This window comes from Pseudomonas sp. 5P_3.1_Bac2, from assembly GCF_025465995.1.
Taxonomy (GTDB): Bacteria; Pseudomonadota; Gammaproteobacteria; order Pseudomonadales; family Pseudomonadaceae; genus Aquipseudomonas.
The window spans coordinates 481,066-495,890 of the sequence record NZ_JANLNY010000004.1; the positions used below are offsets into that span (position 1 = coordinate 481,066).

The window sequence follows — 14,825 nt, forward strand, 5'->3', positions numbered from 1 at the left end:
GCCCATGGCTTGTTCCATGGCTATTGCGGCGTTTGCTCTGGCAGGCAGCGCCACATCAGCAACGCCAGGCTTAATGCGAGTAACGCCCCTACACCTGCGGCCAGATGCAGGCCTGATACATAGGCCTGCTGTGCTTGCAGTAGGGTCTGGGCGTTGCTAAGCGGGTGAGCTAGGGTCTGCCCTAGGCTGTCGGCAAGCCCAGGGCCATTACGCTTAAAACTCCACGCTGCTAACGACCCCAATAGGGTAATGCCCAGGGCATTGCCTAGCTCATTGCTGGTTTCTGCAATGGCTGCCGCGGCGCCTGCCCGTTGTGCCGGTACTGCGCTGATTGCAACTTCTGCCACCAAACTAAACGACAAGCCATAACCGATGCCGGCCACCACGGCTGAAGCCACCAGTACGGCAGCCCCGCGATGAATATCGGTGGTGAGCAGCAAGAGCGTGCCAAAGCCAATCAGCAAGTGCGTGATGATTAAGGCGCGTTTACGGCCAATGCGTTCGACTAGGCGGCTGCAACTGAGGCACGTCACAATCAGGGCCAAGGCCCCCGGTACGGTTATCCACGCTGATGCCACAACCGAGAAGCCCAAAACAGTTTGCAGGTATATACCGCTGAGATAGCCCATGGCTGCCCATACCAGCAACGACACAAGACCTGTGGCAATAGCGAGTGCAAAGGTGGGGTCTTTGAACAGGCTGAGGTCAATCAGGGCAAACTGGAGTCGTGTTTGTCTCACTAAAAAGCCTGCCATTGCCGCTAGGCCCAAGGCTGTGGCAGCGAGTTGAGGTAGGTTGAAGCCATTCAAGGCAGTCGTTTTGATGGCGTAGCTCAGTAGCACAATGGCAGCCAATGAGCCCAGCACACTGAGCCAGTCGATAGGACCCGTTGATTCAGAACGCACATCGCGCAGCAAGACGGGGGCTGTCACTAGAAATAGCAGCACCACTGGAACATTGATCAGAAACACCACGCCCCAGGCAAAGTGCTCCAGCAGTAAGCCACCAATAATCGGGCCGATGGCAAAGCCGCTGGCGAAGGTTGCCGCGAACACCCCGATGGCTTGAGCACGCTGACGTGGATCGGGAAACAGCGCGCTGACCAGGGCCAGGCCGGAGGGTAATAAGGTTGCACCGCCTATACCCATAAGCAGGCGAAACAGGATCATGCTCTGTGCGCTGCTGCTGAGCGCGACGCCCAGCGAGCCTAAGCCGAAGATCAACGCGCCAAACATGATCAATTTGAGGCGGCCATAGCGATCGCCAATGTTGCCGAAAGCAATCAGCAGCGCGCCGACGACAAAACCATAGCTGTCGAGAATCCACAGGGTTTGCGTGGCACTGGGATGCAGGGCGCAAGTGATGCTTGGCATGGCCAGATACAGCACTGAACCATCCATGGCGACTAATAAAACTAAGGCCAGTACAGTGAGTAGCCCTAACCTGGTGTTGCTGCTGAGTTTGGTGTTCATCCTGAACCTCATCTTGAGAAATGCGCCGTTGTGCTGTTCTAAGCGCCACCCTTTCAAGCGCGGATAGGAGGAGAGACGGGGCGGCTTGTATGCGCGAGGGTGAGCGACTAGAATCGGTTAAGTTACTTTTAGTAAGTTACTTTTGGTATATAGTGATGTCAACCACCAGCTCAACGAATGAAAAGTCCGCGCGTCGCCGCTTGCCCCGTGCCGAGCGGCAAAGCCAGCTGCTGCAGGTGGCCTGGCAACTGATTCGTGCAGAAGGCACCGATGCCCTGACGTTGGGGCGGCTGGCCGAGGAGGCTGGCGTCACCAAGCCGGTTGTCTACAACCACTTCGTGACTCGGGAGGGGTTGTTGGCTGCGCTTTATGAAGATTTCGATCTGCGTCAAACCGCGCTTATGGACGCTGCCATTGCCGCCAGCGCGCCAGACCTAGAAGCCAAGGCGCGGGTGATTGCCAGCAGCTATGTGGACTGCGTGCTAACCCAGTGTCGAGAGATTCCCGAGGTGTTGGCTGCACTCAGTGGTTCAAGACAACTGGCCGTCGTTAAGCGCCAGTATCAGCAGGTCTTTATCGATAAATGTCAGCGGCTGTTACAGCCATTTTTAGGAGGCAAGGAAATCGGACTTGCGCCTATGTGGGCCATGCTCGGTGCGGCTGATGCAGTGGCGTTGGCAGCCACTGCGGGGGAGATCTCGGCCGAACAGGCGGCGACGGAGCTGGAGCAGGTCATTTTGGCAATGGTCGCCAGAAGCCAGTAACCGAAGTGGCGGCTTAGCGCGTTGCCATCCAGATCAGCAGGGCGGCTTGGAATACGCAGAACAGCAACAGGCAGGTGATGGTGAAGCGCAGGCCGCCGTCTTCGCGTTTGTAGCGATCGACTTGTTCCTCCAGCTTACGCACTTTGACTTCCTGCTCACGCAGGTTCTGATCCGCCTGCTGGAGCATGCTGGCGGTATCGAGCAGGCTGAGGATTTGTACTTTCTCGCTGTTCCAGTCGCTGTGCAGGGCGCTCACTCGCGCGGCTGTGCACACTGCTTTCATTTGCAGCTGATCGCTGAACTCAATGCTAAAGCCCTGGGCTTTTAGGCAATGGTCGCGGCGGGCGCGGTCTTCATCGCTGGGCGCATCTTTGCTGTGCAGCGCCACGCTGGCCACTAGGTAGTGGGAGTAGTGCTGGCGCGCCCAGTCTGCGCCTTGGGCCAGCAGAAAACGGCCCAGGCCGCGGTTGGCAGGCTCTACGCGCAGGCCGTCTTCAGGGCCGAAATACACTTTGCGTTGGATGTGGTTGGCCCAGACTTCGAGCACGTTCTTCTCTTTGTGCACTTGCTGGCCAGGCAGTTGCAGGCTCAGGCGCAGCAGACTTTCGCGTTTGTCGTGGCGTTCAACTCGACCGAGTTGGATAAAGCGCAGTGGCCGCGCGCCGGTGTGGCGATCGGTCTGCAAGGCCGCCAGGCGCAGCAGCCGGAAATGTTCCGGCGGCAGATCAGCCCAGGGATGGGGCTGATCCTCAGGCTGCACCTCTTCCTCTGGAGCGGGGGCGGTGTTGTCGGTCATAAAGCAATCCTGTTGCGACGCAAAGACAAATGAAGCGTGGTTTCTGCGTATATCGACCGCAAATTGCCTAACTGGAGGATGGCATATTGCCAGATTGTAATATGAACAAGCCAATATAGTCGGCCAGGCCGCCGGCTAAGGGCAGTTTCGGGTTGTTATAGCTGGCCAGTTGTGCGTGGTAATCCAGCGGGACGATGCGCAGCACGTGGTTCATGCCGGGTACGATCAGCACTTCGGCATCGGGCTTGGCCTCTTGCAGGGCATGGGCGTCCGCCAGGCTGACTTGGATATCGTGGGTGCCTTGCACGATTAACGCCGGGATTTTCAACTGAGCGAAGGCTTGCCCGGGATCTTGTCTGAGCAAGGAGATCAGGTAGGGCTGTACGCTGGGACGAAACAGCACTTGCAGCTCTTGCGGCACGTCATCGCTGGTATGCCCGGCTTTGAGCTGATCAAGCAGGCGATTGCTCTGTTGCACCAGGGGCGGCGGCAGGCGCGCGGCCAGTTGATCGCGCAGCAGCTGATCGATTGGCCGGTAGCTGCCGGCAATCGATACCAACGCGTCGGCCTTGGCGCGACTCGCCGCGAGGCTGGCGATCAGGGCGCCTTCGCTATGACCGACCAACACCAGACGGTTAAATGCCGGGTCAGCTTTCAGTTGCTGGGCCCAGGCCACGGCATCATCGACATAGTGCTCGACTGTGAGGTCGCGCTCATCCGGGGTGACGGCGCGGCTGGCGGCGATGCCGCGTTTGTCGTAGCGCAAGCTGGCGATGCCTTGTTTGGCCAAGCTCAGGGCCAGACGTTTGAGGCTGTCGTTGTGGCCGCCTTCGGGGTTATTGCCGTCACGATCGGTGGGGCCGGAGCCGGCAATCAGCAGGGCGACCGTTTGCGGGCCGGGGGTATTGGGTTTGAGCAGGGTGCCAAACAGCGTGCCGTCAGCGGTTTGCAGGCGCATGGGCAGTTGTTGGCTGCTGCTGGATATGGCCACGGCCGGCGCTTTAACAGGTGTGGCGGCAGCGGCAAAGGAGCTGCTTAACGCTAGGGTCACTATCAGGGCTCGCAACATGGTGGGCTACGCAGTAGAGGTGAGTGGCTTGGACGTTTCTCGCCGGTTAAGGTTCGAGGATGAACTGTACAGGCACCGCAGGTATACTCGCTGGCTTTCCTTACGTGAGATGTCGCGTGCTGTAACGCGGCCTCGGGGCTGATTTTCGCGGAGCGTTTTGCACATGTCCGGCAATACCTACGGCAAGCTGTTCACTGTCACCACCGCAGGCGAGAGCCACGGGCCGGCGCTGGTCGCCATTGTCGATGGCTGCCCGCCGGGGCTTGAGTTGAGTCTACAAGACTTACAGCGCGACCTCGATCGCCGTAAGCCTGGCACCAGCCGCCACACCACGCAGCGCCAAGAGGCGGACGAGGTCGAGATCCTCAGCGGCGTGTTTGAAGGCAAAACCACCGGCTGTGCGATTGGCTTGCTGATCCGCAACACCGATCAGAAGTCCAAGGACTACTCGGCGATCAAGGACTCCTTCCGCCCAGCCCACGCCGATTACACCTATCACCACAAGTACGGCGTGCGCGACTACCGTGGCGGTGGCCGCAGCTCGGCGCGGGAAACCGCTATGCGCGTGGCGGCCGGTGCTATCGCCAAGAAGTACCTGGCCACTCAGGGCATTACTGTGCGCGGCTATATGAGCCAGTTGGGCCCCATCGAGATTCCGTTCAAGAGCTGGGACAGCGTCGAGCAAAACGCCTTCTTCTGCCCGGATGCCGACAAAGTGCCGGAGCTGGAAGCCTATATGGACCAACTGCGGCGCGATCAGGATTCGGTCGGGGCGAAGATCACGGTAGTGGCCGAAGGCGTGAAGCCCGGTTTGGGTGAGCCGATTTTCGACCGTTTGGACGCCGAGCTGGCCCATGCGCTGATGAGCATCAACGCGGTCAAAGGGGTGGAAATTGGCGCCGGTTTCGCCTCTGTCGCCCAGCGCGGCACCGAGCACCGCGATGAGTTGACCCCAGAAGGTTTCCTGTCGAATAACGCCGGCGGCATTTTGGGCGGCATCTCCAGCGGTCAGCCGATTGTGGCTCATCTGGCGCTCAAGCCGACCTCCAGCATCACCACACCGGGGCGCTCGATTGACATCCACGGCGAGCCGCTGGAGCTGATCACCAAGGGCCGCCACGACCCGTGTGTGGGCATCCGCGCCACGCCAATTGCCGAAGCGATGATGGCCATTGTGCTGCTCGATCATCTGCTGCGTCATCGCGGCCAGAACGCCGACGTGCGCGTCAGCACCCCGGTGTTGCCGCAGCTTTAATCCCGGCGCTGAGTCGGCTGCTACGGTGGCCGACGCGCCTCTTGCCCCTGCCTGAGTCACCCTGAGTGAACGATTCCAGCTTGCCCTATTGGCGCCTGTCAGGTTTCTACTTCTGCTACTTCGCCTTGCTTGGCGGCACCGCGCCGTTTCTCTCGCTGTATTTCGATCACCTGGGATTTTCCGCGGCGCGCATCGGTGAGCTGGTCGCTATTCCCATGCTGATGCGCTGCGTGGCGCCGAATATCTGGGGCTGGCTGGGCGATCGCACGGGCCAGCGCCTGCTGATCGTGCGCGTCGGCGCCTTGTGTACGCTGCTGAGCTTTGCCGGCATCTTCATCAGCCAAACCTACGCCTGGCTGGCGCTGATCATGGCTTTGCACGCGTTCTTCTGGCATGCGGTGCTGCCGCAGTTTGAGGTGATCACCTTCGCCCATCTTAAGGAGCAAGCCACCCGTTACAGCCAGATTCGTCTGTGGGGCAGCATTGGTTTTATCGTCGCGGTGGTGGGCGTGGGCAAGGTCTACGAGTGGCTGAGTTTGGATGCCTATCCTTGGGCTTTGGTGACGATCATGACGGGCATCGTGTTGAGCAGCTTCTGGGTGCCCAACGCGCAGCCGCAACAGCGAACTCACCTGGCCGCGCAGGGTAGTTTTCTCCAGCAGTTGCAGCACCCAGGGCTATTGGCCTTTTTCCTGTGTGTGGCGTTGATGCAGTTGAGCAACGGTCCTTACTACACCTTTTTCAGCCTGCATCTGGAGTCCCTCGGTTACGCCCGTGGCGTGATCGGCTTGCTCTGGGCCCTAGGCGTGCTGGCCGAGATCGGCATCTTTATGCTGATGGCCAAACTGTTGGCACGTTACTCAGTGCGCAGTGTGCTGCTTTGGAGTTTCGCCCTGACTGCGGTGCGTTGGCTGTTGCTGGGTAATTTGGCCGGGCACTGGCCCGTGTTGCTGTTTGCCCAGACCCTGCACGCGGCCACCTTCGGTTGCTTCCATGCCACCGCCATACATTTCGTGCAGCGCAGTTTTGCTGCCAATCAGCAAGGCCAGGGCCAGGCGTTGTATGCCGCCTTGGCCGGGGTTGGCGGCGCCTTGGGGGCGTTATATTCCGGCTACATTTGGCATGCCGTAGGCGCGGCTTGGACCTTTGCCAGCGCCAGTGCGATTGCCGTCGCAGCGGCGTTGATTATCGCCCGCTACCTGAAGGATGAGCGGCCATAAGCCGTGAATTCCAACCATAATTGGCCCTTATTGAAAGTGTGAGAGTTGCCACCATGACCAGCCTGAGCGTTTACCATCAGCACACCTTGGATCTACCCAATAAGTCCCTGACCCACGTTGAGGACATCGTCAGCACCCTGGCAGCGGTAGGCCTGCAATTCACTCAGCAGGCGGTACAAACCCCAGTGACCGCCGGCACGCCAGCGGCTGAAGTGCTAAAGCAAAGCGCCGCTGAACTTAAGTCACTGCAAAGCGAGCACAACCTGCTTAGCGCCGATGTGCTGAGCCTGCTCGATGAGCGTGGGGAGGGCAGCCAGCTGGGCAAAGACCTGCGCCGTGAGCAGAGCACCAGCAGCGACGTGCTGTACTACTGCTTAGCCGGCCGCGGCCTGCTGGCGGTACATGTGGGCGAATATGTGTATGGCCTGCTGTGCCAGAAGGGCGATGCGTTGCGTATTCCGGCTGGCGTGGGGCATTGGTTTGATGGTGGCGAGCATCCGCGCTACGCCGTAGCGCGCCTGTTTGCCAGCGCCGAGCCTGGGGTTTTCAGCCTGCACGAGCAGGATTTGGCAGCCACTGCCGCCGCGTTTGACGATTACTAAGGCGGGCCAGTCGCCGCCTGCCGCTAAAAGTCGCCAAGTGCCGGGTGAGGTCTATGCTCAACAAATCCGCACACAGGAGTGATGACTATGAGTTCGAAATTTGGCGGCCTGCTGGGCTTGGTAATTCTGGCTCTGGATATCTGGGCCATTCTGAGCGTGATCAAGAGCAGCGCCAGCTTGGGAGTCAAGCTGGTGTGGATTGTCTTGATCGTGATTCTGCCGGTGCTCGGCCTGATCATCTGGGTCTTGTTCGGCCCGCGTGGCAGCCTTAAGAGCTGAGTCGGCAACCACCGCGCGGCGGTGGCTGCCGGTTTAGCTTAACTGGCGACCCGCCGATGCAACTGGTGCGAGAGCTGCTCCAGTTGCTCACCTAACTGCACCAAAGACTCTTGCGATTGCAGCAACTCGGCGCTGGCTTCGCGCTGCCGTTGGCTGGCATCACGCTGCGCGGCGCTGTTGTCGCGCACCTGCGCCAGTTGCCGGTGGGCGTGGGTCAGAGCCTGGCTGTGTTGCAAGATCGCTGCGGCTAAGGTGGCGGTGAGTTCGGTATTACTGCTTAACGCCAAGCTGACATCGCTGACCTGCTCGGCGCCAGTGTCGATAATCTGCTGCGACTGACTGAGTACGTTTTGCACCGTGTCCGCCGTCGAGTTACTGCGCTGCGACAGGTTCCTCACCTCATCCGCCACCACTGCAAAGCCACGGCCATGCTCGCCGGCGCGCGCCGCTTCAATCGCCGCATTGAGGGCAAGCAAGTTGGTTTGCTGGGCGATGGCGCTGATCATTTGCATCGACTCAGCAATGCGTTGGTTACTCTGCTGAATCTCCCCCATGCTCGATTGGGCGGCGCGCATGCGTTGGGCGCAGCCGCTGACTTGCGCACTGCTGTGCTGAGTGTCGTGGCTGAGCTGCTGCATTTGCTCGGTGTTGTGGGAGAGGCTGCTAAGCACCTCATGCACGGCGCCATCCAACTGCTGCATGGCATCGGCCTGCTGCTGCACCTCGCTGTCGATGCTCTGGCAGCGTTGGCGGATGGTGCTCAGGGTGTGCTGCAGATGGCTGGCCATCTGCAGCAAATCGCTGGCCGAGCTGCGCACCTCTGCGATGATGCCGGCCAACTGCTGCTGATCACGGGCGGCGCGCTGGCCAAACTCGTGGGATTGCGCCAAGGCGAGCTCGCCATCGGTCAACGCTTGTTGGCGCAAGCGCGCGTTAAACCACTGCGCCAACCACACCGTAAGGATTGGCAGCAGATAGCCGGAGTAGGTATTGACCACCGCATCCCGCGGGCTCAGCTCCAGTACCGGCAGTGCGGCGCCACTGCGCTCCAAGCGAATCAGCCAGAACACAAAGAGCAATTGCACCAAGCTCCAGAGCATGGCACTGCGCGCGCCGGCGAGCAGGTAGGCGATCACGATGATGCACGCCGGCCAGTAGATATGCGCCGAATGCAGGCCGCCCAAGTGATAGATCAGCAGCATCGCGTAGCCGGAGAAAATCGCCATGGACAGATTGGCCGCCACCGCCAGGGGCAATACGGCGCTGCGCAGCAGCCACAGCACTACGGGCATGCCGAGCACCTGCAGCAAGGCGCCGTAGACCAGTCCTTCGTGGCCCAAACGGCCCCATTTGATGCAGCTGTACAAGCCCACCACGATGCTGCACAAGGCACTAAAGGCGACGGTGCGCGCCATCATCACAGCGCTTGGCGTGGTTAAGTCGCGGGGCAAAAAGCGTCCGAGAAATCCCTGGTGCATAGGCACCCCCATTTATTGTTGTTGTGGATGTATCGGCTAAGGGCACGTTGCGGTGCCGTGCGGCAACTTAGCAAAGAGCGAGGTGCTATGGCAAAAGGCTATGTTGCGATGGCTGAAGCCCGACCCAAGCGCCATAAGGTTTCTGCATAAAGGGCAAAAAAAGGCCAATATTTGGCCGTATAGGCCGTGCCGTTATGGGCGCAGGCCAAGTAGCATCGTCCGTGATTGCTAATCACTGGGCACAACAATGCATAACGACCCCCAGCGTGATGCGCAGCCTGAGCGTTATGCACTGCTGATTATCGGCAGTGGCTTTGCCGGCATCGGCATGGCGATTCAACTGCAACAGGCCGGCATCACCGATTTTCTTCTGCTCGAACAAGCCGCCGAGCCCGGCGGCACCTGGCGCGATAACCATTATCCGGGGGCGGCCTGTGATGTGCCGTCCTTTCTCTACTCGTTTTCCTTCGAGCCCAAGCACGACTGGCAACGCCGCTTTGCCCCGCAGGCGCAGATCCATCAATACAGCCAGCACTGCATCGCCAAGTACCAGCTCGGCTCACGCATTCGCTGCAACGCCAAGGTTAGCCACGCACGGTTCGCTGCGCAGACGGGGCTGTGGCAGGTTCAACTGGTCGATGGCCGGCAACTGCTGTGCCGGGTGTTGATCAGCGCCTGCGGCCAGCTTAATCAACCGGCCTATCCGCGCCTGCCAGGTGTTAGCGAGTTTGCCGGGCCGAGCTTTCACTCGGCGCGCTGGCGCCACGATGTCGAGCTGGCTGGCAAGCGCGTCGCGGTGATCGGCACGGGCGCCTCGGCGATTCAATTTGTGCCGCAGATCCAGCCGCAAGTGGGCCAGTTGCTGTTGTTCCAACGCTCGGCAGCCTATGTGCTGAGCAAGCCGGACCGTCCCTATAAAGCTTGGGAACAGCGCCTCATGCAGCGCATGCCGTGGCTGCAGAAACTGCTGCGCGGGCTGCTCTATCTGCATCATGAAAGCCGTGGCCTGGCCTTTATTAGCTTGCCGTGGCTGATGAAACCCATGGCCTGGGAGTTTGAGCGGCATCTGCGCCAAGCCATTCAGTCGCCGCAGCTGCGGGCCAAGTTGCGTCCGGATTACCCCATGGGCTGCAAGCGCATTCTGATCAGCAACGATTACTTGCCAGCCCTGGCCCAAGCCAACGTGCAGGTGATCAATCAGGCCATCAGCCGCGTCAGTGCGCACGCTATTCATACCCAGGATGGGCAGGAGCATCCGTGCGATGTGCTGATCTACGGCACCGGCTTTGCCGCCACTAAGTTTCTCGCCGGCATCGAGGTGACGGGGCTTAACGGTCAGCAGTTGGCCCAGCAGTGGCAAGCCGGCGCCGAGGCGTATAAGGGCATCAGCGTCAGTGGTTTTCCCAATTTCTTTATGCTCTATGGGCCCAACACCAATCTGGGCCACAACTCGATTATCTATATGCTGGAAAGCCAGATGCGCTATGTGCTGCGCTGCGTGCAGCGGTTGGATCAGCAGGGCTGGCGCTATATGGACGTCAAACCTGCATTGCAACAGCGCTTTAACCAGCGTTTGCAAGAGCAGGTCGAGCACACCATCTGGGCCCAGGGCTGCAGCAGTTGGTATAAGACTGCCAGCGGTAAAAACACCAATAACTGGCCGGGTTATACCTTTAGCTACCGCCTGCAAACCCGCCAACCACAGGATAGTGACTATGACTGGGTACGTTGAACAGATCAGCCTTGGGACGGAGCAAGCTGTGCTGCGCAAGATCTTGCGTGGCGCTTTGCGCGTGCTGTTTCGCGGCTTGATCAGCCCGCCCACCCCAGTGCCGGTACAGCGTGTGCTGCTGCGCTCACTGACGCTGATCAGCCATCGGCCTGCGGGGGTTACGCGCAGCCATGGCCAATTGGCTGGGCGGCCTTGTGAGTGGCATCGGGCTCAAGCCAGCCAAGGCCGGGCGCTGCTGTATTTGCATGGCGGCGCCTATTTGATTGGCGCCCCCAATACCCACCGCAGTATTTGCGCGAACTTGGCCAAGCGGGCGCAGCTGGATGTGTGCGCCCTGGATTACCGCTTGGCCCCGGAGCATCCCTATCCGGCGGCGCGCGATGATGCCGTGGCGGCTTATCAGGCCTTGCTTGAGCAAGGCTATCGGCCTGAGCAAATCGTTGTTGGTGGCGATTCTGCCGGTGGCAATCTCAGCCTGATCACCACCTTACAGCTGCGGGCGCAAGGCTTGCCGCTGCCTCGGGCGCTGCTGCTGTTTTCGCCCGTCACTGATTTTACCGGCGCGCAGCTGCATGACCCCGAGGCGGGCGATCCGCTGTTGCATCCCGCGTGGATGGAGCAGGCGATTCGCCTCTATTGCCCGCCGGAACTGGCCCACGACGATCCCGGCTTATCGCCGCTCTACGCCGAGCTGAGCGGCTTGCCAGCCATGCTGATTCAGGTCGGCGAGGATGAGTCGCTGCGCAACGACAGCCTGCGTTTGGCGGCCAAGGCCCATGACGCTGGAGTGGCGGTGCAATTGCAGCGCTACGTTGGCATGTGGCATGTGTTCCAGGCCCATGCTGGTGTGCTCAAGGTGGCCGACAGGGCCTTAGCAGATGCCGCCCGGTTTATCCGCGCGCATGATGCTTAGCTCGGTTGCAGGTGAGGGCAGACGGATTGCACTACCGTGTATCGGCCAAAATAATGAGCCTGTGGCCTGGCTTATGGCTTGCCGATCAGCCCTAGGGCAGGGCGTTTAGCGCAGTTTTGGCCGTTTTGCTGCAATGCCATAAGTGTTTCAGGGTGCTGCGATCAGGGTGAATGTGCTGTAACAGTCAAGCAAATCCTCGCCAGAGCGGCTAGTCTGGCACTAACGTCGGTGCCGCAAGGTTATGGATAGCCCGGCGTTATTTGTCTGTAGGTGGTTACTGGATGGATGGGTTCCAGTAATGACCCTGTCACATCAGGTGCTTGCGCTTGATTCTTAGGTGCCCAGTTGCTTGGGTCGTAACACCGCTGAAGCTGGCGGTGGCAATAGGTAAGTGCTGTTCAGATCGTGCCAGCGGGCTGCACGCCTGTGTTTTGGTGCGTCTTATGTCTATCGCCTGAGGAGGTCACAGTATGAGCACAGCCATGCAAGATGACGTCGCTAACGGTGTTTTTCGACGTATGAAAGAGGGCGGTTTTGACTTTGCCAGTTTTCACCCCATTGAGTTTTACGCGATCTTCCCCGATGAAGAACGGGCGCGTGCGGCCAAGGGCAGTTTTCAAGGTGAGTCGCTGCATGCCCAGGTCAGTGAACGTGAAGATGGGGTCTGGCACCTGCAAGTGAGTAAGGTGATGTTTGCCACCAGCGATGGCATTGATGACTTCGAGCAAGACTTAGAGTCAGTCGTGTTACCCCTCGGCGGTAAGCTGGATGGTTGGGGCGTTACCCAAGAGGTTAAGACCCTCTAGCGTTGCCTCAGACATCGGCCAGTTGGCTGCTGGCCGATGTTGCTACTGCCCTGCGTAAGACTGCTTGATCCTCCCTTTAAGTTAACCTTTGCCCTGGCGCTGACTGCCCAGGATCGGCGATCTATGAGCGATATTCTGATTTTTTGCCACAGCGACTACTGCCCACCGGCCCATCTGGGCACCGTGCTGCAGCGCTTGGGCTTGGCTTATCAAGTGCTGCGCGTCGATCAGGGCGAGCTGAGCGCAGTCGATTTGGATCGGCCCAAGGCCGTGGCCATCATGGGTGGGCCGATGAGCGTCAATGACCCGCTGCCGTGGTTGCGCGCTGAGCTGGATGCCCTCAGGCACTTGCTTAAGCGCGACGTGCCGCTGATTGGCCACTGCTTAGGTGGGCAACTGCTGGCCAAGGCCTTGGGCGCTGAAGTGTCGGCAATGGGCTACAACGAAAGTGGCTGGCAGAGCATGCGGCGCCTGGATCAAGCTGCGCCCAGCCCTTGGCTGACCCATGTGCCGGCCGACTTCAGCATTTTTCAGTGGCATGGCGACAGCTTCGCCTTGCCCGACGGCGCCCAAGCATTGCTAAGCAGTCGCTGGTGCGCGCAGCAGGGCTTTAGCTGGGGCGATAAGGTACTGGCCCTGCAAGGCCACCCGGAAATGGATGAAGCCTTGTTGCGCTGGTGGCTGAGCGACGCGTCGAAGATGCTCGACGCCAGCCAGCCGAGCCAACAAAGCAAGGCGCAGATGTTGGCTGAAGTCAGCTCCAAAATGGCCGCGCTCAATCAGCTGGCCGCCGGCTTTTACCGGCGCTGGCTGGGGCTGGCGGGCTTAAGCAGCCCGGCTTTGCCATAAGCGCTTCTTCATAGGGGTCGCCATAAAATGAGCCGCGGCCCGCCGAGTGCGAGCAGATGCTGCGCTATTTTGGTGCAAAGGCTTCTTGTTTATTATCTAAGTTATTGAAAAATAATAACTAGTCTTGCTGGCGCGGGCTTTGCAATACCGACTCCATGTCCGGGTGACAAGGAGCGCGTTATGCCCCGCACTTTTTACGATGAGATGTACGACGCCAGCGGCGCCATACGTCCGCATTACCAAGCTTTTGCCCGTTGGTTGGCGGACACGCCAGAGGAGCTTTTGGCCCAGCGCCGTCGGGAAGCCGACCTGCTGTTCCACCGCGCCGGGATTACCTTCACCTTATACGGTGACGATCAAGGCACTGAGCGCCTGATCCCTTTCGACATCATTCCGCGCAGCATCCCCGCCAGTGAGTGGCGCATCGTCGAACGTGGCTGCATCCAGCGTGTGCAGGCGCTGAATATGTTTCTCGCCGACCTCTACCACGAGCAGCGCATTATCAAGGCCGGGATCATTCCAGCCGAACAGGTGCTGGCCAACGAGGGTTATCAGATCGCCATGCAGGGGCTCAACCTGCATGGCAACCTCTACGCCCATATCGCTGGCGTCGATCTGGTGCGCGACGGCGACGGTAGCTACTACGTTCTTGAAGACAACCTGCGCACCCCCAGCGGCGTGAGCTATATGCTCGAAGACCGCAAGATGATGATGCGCCTGTTCCCCGAACTGTTTGCCGCGCAGCGCATCGCGCCGATTGATCACTACCCCAATTTGCTGCTCGACACCCTGAAAACCTCCAGCCCGCTGGATAACCCCAACGTGGTGGTGTTAACCCCAGGACGCTTTAACAGCGCCTATTTCGAGCATGCCTTTCTCGCCCGTGAGATGGGCGTGGAGCTGGTGGAAGGGGCTGACCTGTTTGTGCGTGACGACAAGCTGTTTATGCGCACCACGGCCGGGGCCAAACAAGTGGATGTGGTCTATCGCCGTCTGGACGATGCCTTCCTCGATCCGCTGGCGTTTAACCCCGACTCCATGCTCGGCGTACCCGGTCTGCTGTCGACTTACCGCAGCGGCAATGTGGTGCTGGCCAATGCCATCGGCACTGGCGTGGCCGACGACAAATCGATTTACCCCTATGTCGGCGACATGATTCGTTTTTATCTGGATGAAGAACCGATCCTGAAAAACGTGCCGACCTGGCAGTGTCGCAAACCCGCCGACCTATCCCATGTGCTGGCCAATCTGCCGCAGCTGGTGGTCAAGGAAACCCAAGGCTCTGGCGGCTATGGCATGTTGGTCGGTCCGGCCGCGACTAAAGCGGAGATCGAAAATTTCCGTGCCCGCTTAATCGCCAAGCCCGAAGCCTATATCGCCCAGCCGACCCTTTGCCTGTCGACCTGCCCAACCTTCGTCGATAGCGGCATCGCGCCCCGGCATATCGACCTGCGGCCGTTTGTGCTGTCTGGCAAGGAAACCCGCATCGTCCCCGGCGGCCTGACCCGCGTGGCGCTGCGCGAAGGCTCGCTGGTGGTCAACTCATCCCAAGGCGGTGGTACCAAAGACACCTGGGTCGTGGAGGACTAA

General features: G+C 59.9%; 14 protein-coding genes. 10 read left to right on the forward strand and 4 right to left on the reverse strand.

From position 1 onward, the window contains the following. Positions 1 to 20 precede the first annotated feature (20 nt). Positions 21 to 1,472, reverse strand: coding sequence for an MFS transporter (locus NTD81_RS03605; protein ID WP_262179499.1), 1,452 nt, complete (start codon positions 1,470 to 1,472; stop codon positions 21 to 23). A gap of 155 nt (positions 1,473 to 1,627) precedes the next feature. Between NTD81_RS03605 and NTD81_RS03610 the strand changes: the two genes are divergently transcribed. After that, positions 1,628 to 2,236 carry a TetR/AcrR family transcriptional regulator gene (locus NTD81_RS03610; RefSeq protein WP_262179843.1) on the forward strand — a complete coding sequence of 203 codons (609 nt, stop codon included), beginning with the start codon at positions 1,628 to 1,630 and terminating at the stop codon, positions 2,234 to 2,236. Between the two features lie 13 nt (positions 2,237 to 2,249). On the opposite strand, the gene NTD81_RS03615 is transcribed toward NTD81_RS03610, so the two are convergent. After that, the gene (locus NTD81_RS03615; protein WP_262179501.1) at positions 2,250 to 3,032 is read right to left on the reverse strand and encodes a hypothetical protein; all 783 of its coding nucleotides are present in this window, start codon (positions 3,030 to 3,032) and stop codon (positions 2,250 to 2,252) included. A 67-nt stretch (positions 3,033 to 3,099) separates the two neighbouring features. Beyond that, complete coding sequence (locus NTD81_RS03620; RefSeq protein ID WP_262179502.1) at positions 3,100 to 4,101, reverse strand: alpha/beta hydrolase; 1,002 nt, start codon at positions 4,099 to 4,101, stop codon at positions 3,100 to 3,102. A gap of 163 nt (positions 4,102 to 4,264) precedes the next feature. Between NTD81_RS03620 and aroC the strand changes: the two genes are divergently transcribed. From aroC to NTD81_RS03640, 4 genes are all read left to right on the forward strand, one after another. Further along, on the forward strand, positions 4,265 to 5,356 hold the full coding sequence (gene aroC, locus NTD81_RS03625; protein ID WP_262179504.1) for a chorismate synthase: 1,092 nt from the start codon (positions 4,265 to 4,267) through the stop codon (positions 5,354 to 5,356). A gap of 65 nt (positions 5,357 to 5,421) precedes the next feature. After that, positions 5,422 to 6,576, forward strand: coding sequence for an MFS transporter (locus NTD81_RS03630; RefSeq protein WP_262179506.1), 1,155 nt, complete (start codon positions 5,422 to 5,424; stop codon positions 6,574 to 6,576). 53 nt (positions 6,577 to 6,629) lie between these two features. Next, positions 6,630 to 7,178 carry an acireductone dioxygenase gene (locus NTD81_RS03635; protein ID WP_262179508.1) on the forward strand — a complete coding sequence of 183 codons (549 nt, stop codon included), beginning with the start codon at positions 6,630 to 6,632 and terminating at the stop codon, positions 7,176 to 7,178. 87 nt (positions 7,179 to 7,265) lie between these two features. Then, positions 7,266 to 7,457, forward strand: a complete 192-nt coding sequence (locus NTD81_RS03640; protein WP_262179509.1) for a PLDc N-terminal domain-containing protein — start codon at positions 7,266 to 7,268, stop codon at positions 7,455 to 7,457. Between the two features lie 38 nt (positions 7,458 to 7,495). Here the strand turns inward: NTD81_RS03640 and NTD81_RS03645 are convergent, their stop codons facing one another. Then, on the reverse strand, positions 7,496 to 8,947 hold the full coding sequence (locus NTD81_RS03645) for a methyl-accepting chemotaxis protein (RefSeq protein WP_410017110.1): 1,452 nt from the start codon (positions 8,945 to 8,947) through the stop codon (positions 7,496 to 7,498). Between the two features lie 235 nt (positions 8,948 to 9,182). Between NTD81_RS03645 and NTD81_RS03650 the strand changes: the two genes are divergently transcribed. The 5 genes from NTD81_RS03650 (at position 9,183) to NTD81_RS03670 (ending at position 14,825) form a co-directional block, all read left to right on the forward strand. After that, complete coding sequence (locus NTD81_RS03650) at positions 9,183 to 10,667, forward strand: flavin-containing monooxygenase (protein WP_262179513.1); 1,485 nt, start codon at positions 9,183 to 9,185, stop codon at positions 10,665 to 10,667. Further along, complete coding sequence (locus tag NTD81_RS03655; RefSeq protein ID WP_262179515.1) at positions 10,651 to 11,580, forward strand: alpha/beta hydrolase; 930 nt, start codon at positions 10,651 to 10,653, stop codon at positions 11,578 to 11,580. Before NTD81_RS03650 ends, NTD81_RS03655 begins: the two co-directional genes overlap by 17 nt. Positions 11,581 to 12,050: 470 nt before the next feature. Continuing rightward, a complete protein-coding gene (locus tag NTD81_RS03660) occupies positions 12,051 to 12,386 on the forward strand; it encodes a ribonuclease E inhibitor RraB (protein WP_262179517.1) in 336 nt (111 codons plus the stop codon). Positions 12,387 to 12,509: 123 nt separating this feature from the next. After that, entirely contained in the window at positions 12,510 to 13,235 is a 726-nt protein-coding gene (locus tag NTD81_RS03665; RefSeq protein WP_262179518.1) for a type 1 glutamine amidotransferase, read from the forward strand. A gap of 180 nt (positions 13,236 to 13,415) precedes the next feature. After that, positions 13,416 to 14,825, forward strand: coding sequence for a circularly permuted type 2 ATP-grasp protein (locus NTD81_RS03670; RefSeq protein ID WP_262179520.1), 1,410 nt, complete (start codon positions 13,416 to 13,418; stop codon positions 14,823 to 14,825).

Excerpts from the sequence above, each read along its gene's own strand:
- NTD81_RS03605 (WP_262179499.1), bottom strand. The coding sequence starts at position 1,472 with ATGAACACCAAACTCAGCAGCAACACCAGGTTAGGGCTACTCACTGTA.
- NTD81_RS03610 (WP_262179843.1), top strand. The coding sequence starts at position 1,628 with ATGTCAACCACCAGCTCAACGAATGAAAAGTCCGCGCGTCGCCGCTTG.
- NTD81_RS03615 (WP_262179501.1), bottom strand. The coding sequence starts at position 3,032 with ATGACCGACAACACCGCCCCCGCTCCAGAGGAAGAGGTGCAGCCTGAG.
- NTD81_RS03620 (WP_262179502.1), bottom strand. The coding sequence starts at position 4,101 with ATGTTGCGAGCCCTGATAGTGACCCTAGCGTTAAGCAGCTCCTTTGCC.
- aroC (WP_262179504.1), top strand. The coding sequence starts at position 4,265 with ATGTCCGGCAATACCTACGGCAAGCTGTTCACTGTCACCACCGCAGGC.
- NTD81_RS03635 (WP_262179508.1), top strand. The coding sequence starts at position 6,630 with ATGACCAGCCTGAGCGTTTACCATCAGCACACCTTGGATCTACCCAAT.
- NTD81_RS03640 (WP_262179509.1), top strand. The coding sequence starts at position 7,266 with ATGAGTTCGAAATTTGGCGGCCTGCTGGGCTTGGTAATTCTGGCTCTG.
- NTD81_RS03645 (WP_410017110.1), bottom strand. The coding sequence starts at position 8,947 with ATGGGGGTGCCTATGCACCAGGGATTTCTCGGACGCTTTTTGCCCCGC.
- NTD81_RS03650 (WP_262179513.1), top strand. The coding sequence starts at position 9,183 with ATGCATAACGACCCCCAGCGTGATGCGCAGCCTGAGCGTTATGCACTG.
- NTD81_RS03655 (WP_262179515.1), top strand. The coding sequence starts at position 10,651 with ATGACTGGGTACGTTGAACAGATCAGCCTTGGGACGGAGCAAGCTGTG.
- NTD81_RS03660 (WP_262179517.1), top strand. The coding sequence starts at position 12,051 with ATGAGCACAGCCATGCAAGATGACGTCGCTAACGGTGTTTTTCGACGT.
- NTD81_RS03665 (WP_262179518.1), top strand. The coding sequence starts at position 12,510 with ATGAGCGATATTCTGATTTTTTGCCACAGCGACTACTGCCCACCGGCC.
- NTD81_RS03670 (WP_262179520.1), top strand. The coding sequence starts at position 13,416 with ATGCCCCGCACTTTTTACGATGAGATGTACGACGCCAGCGGCGCCATA.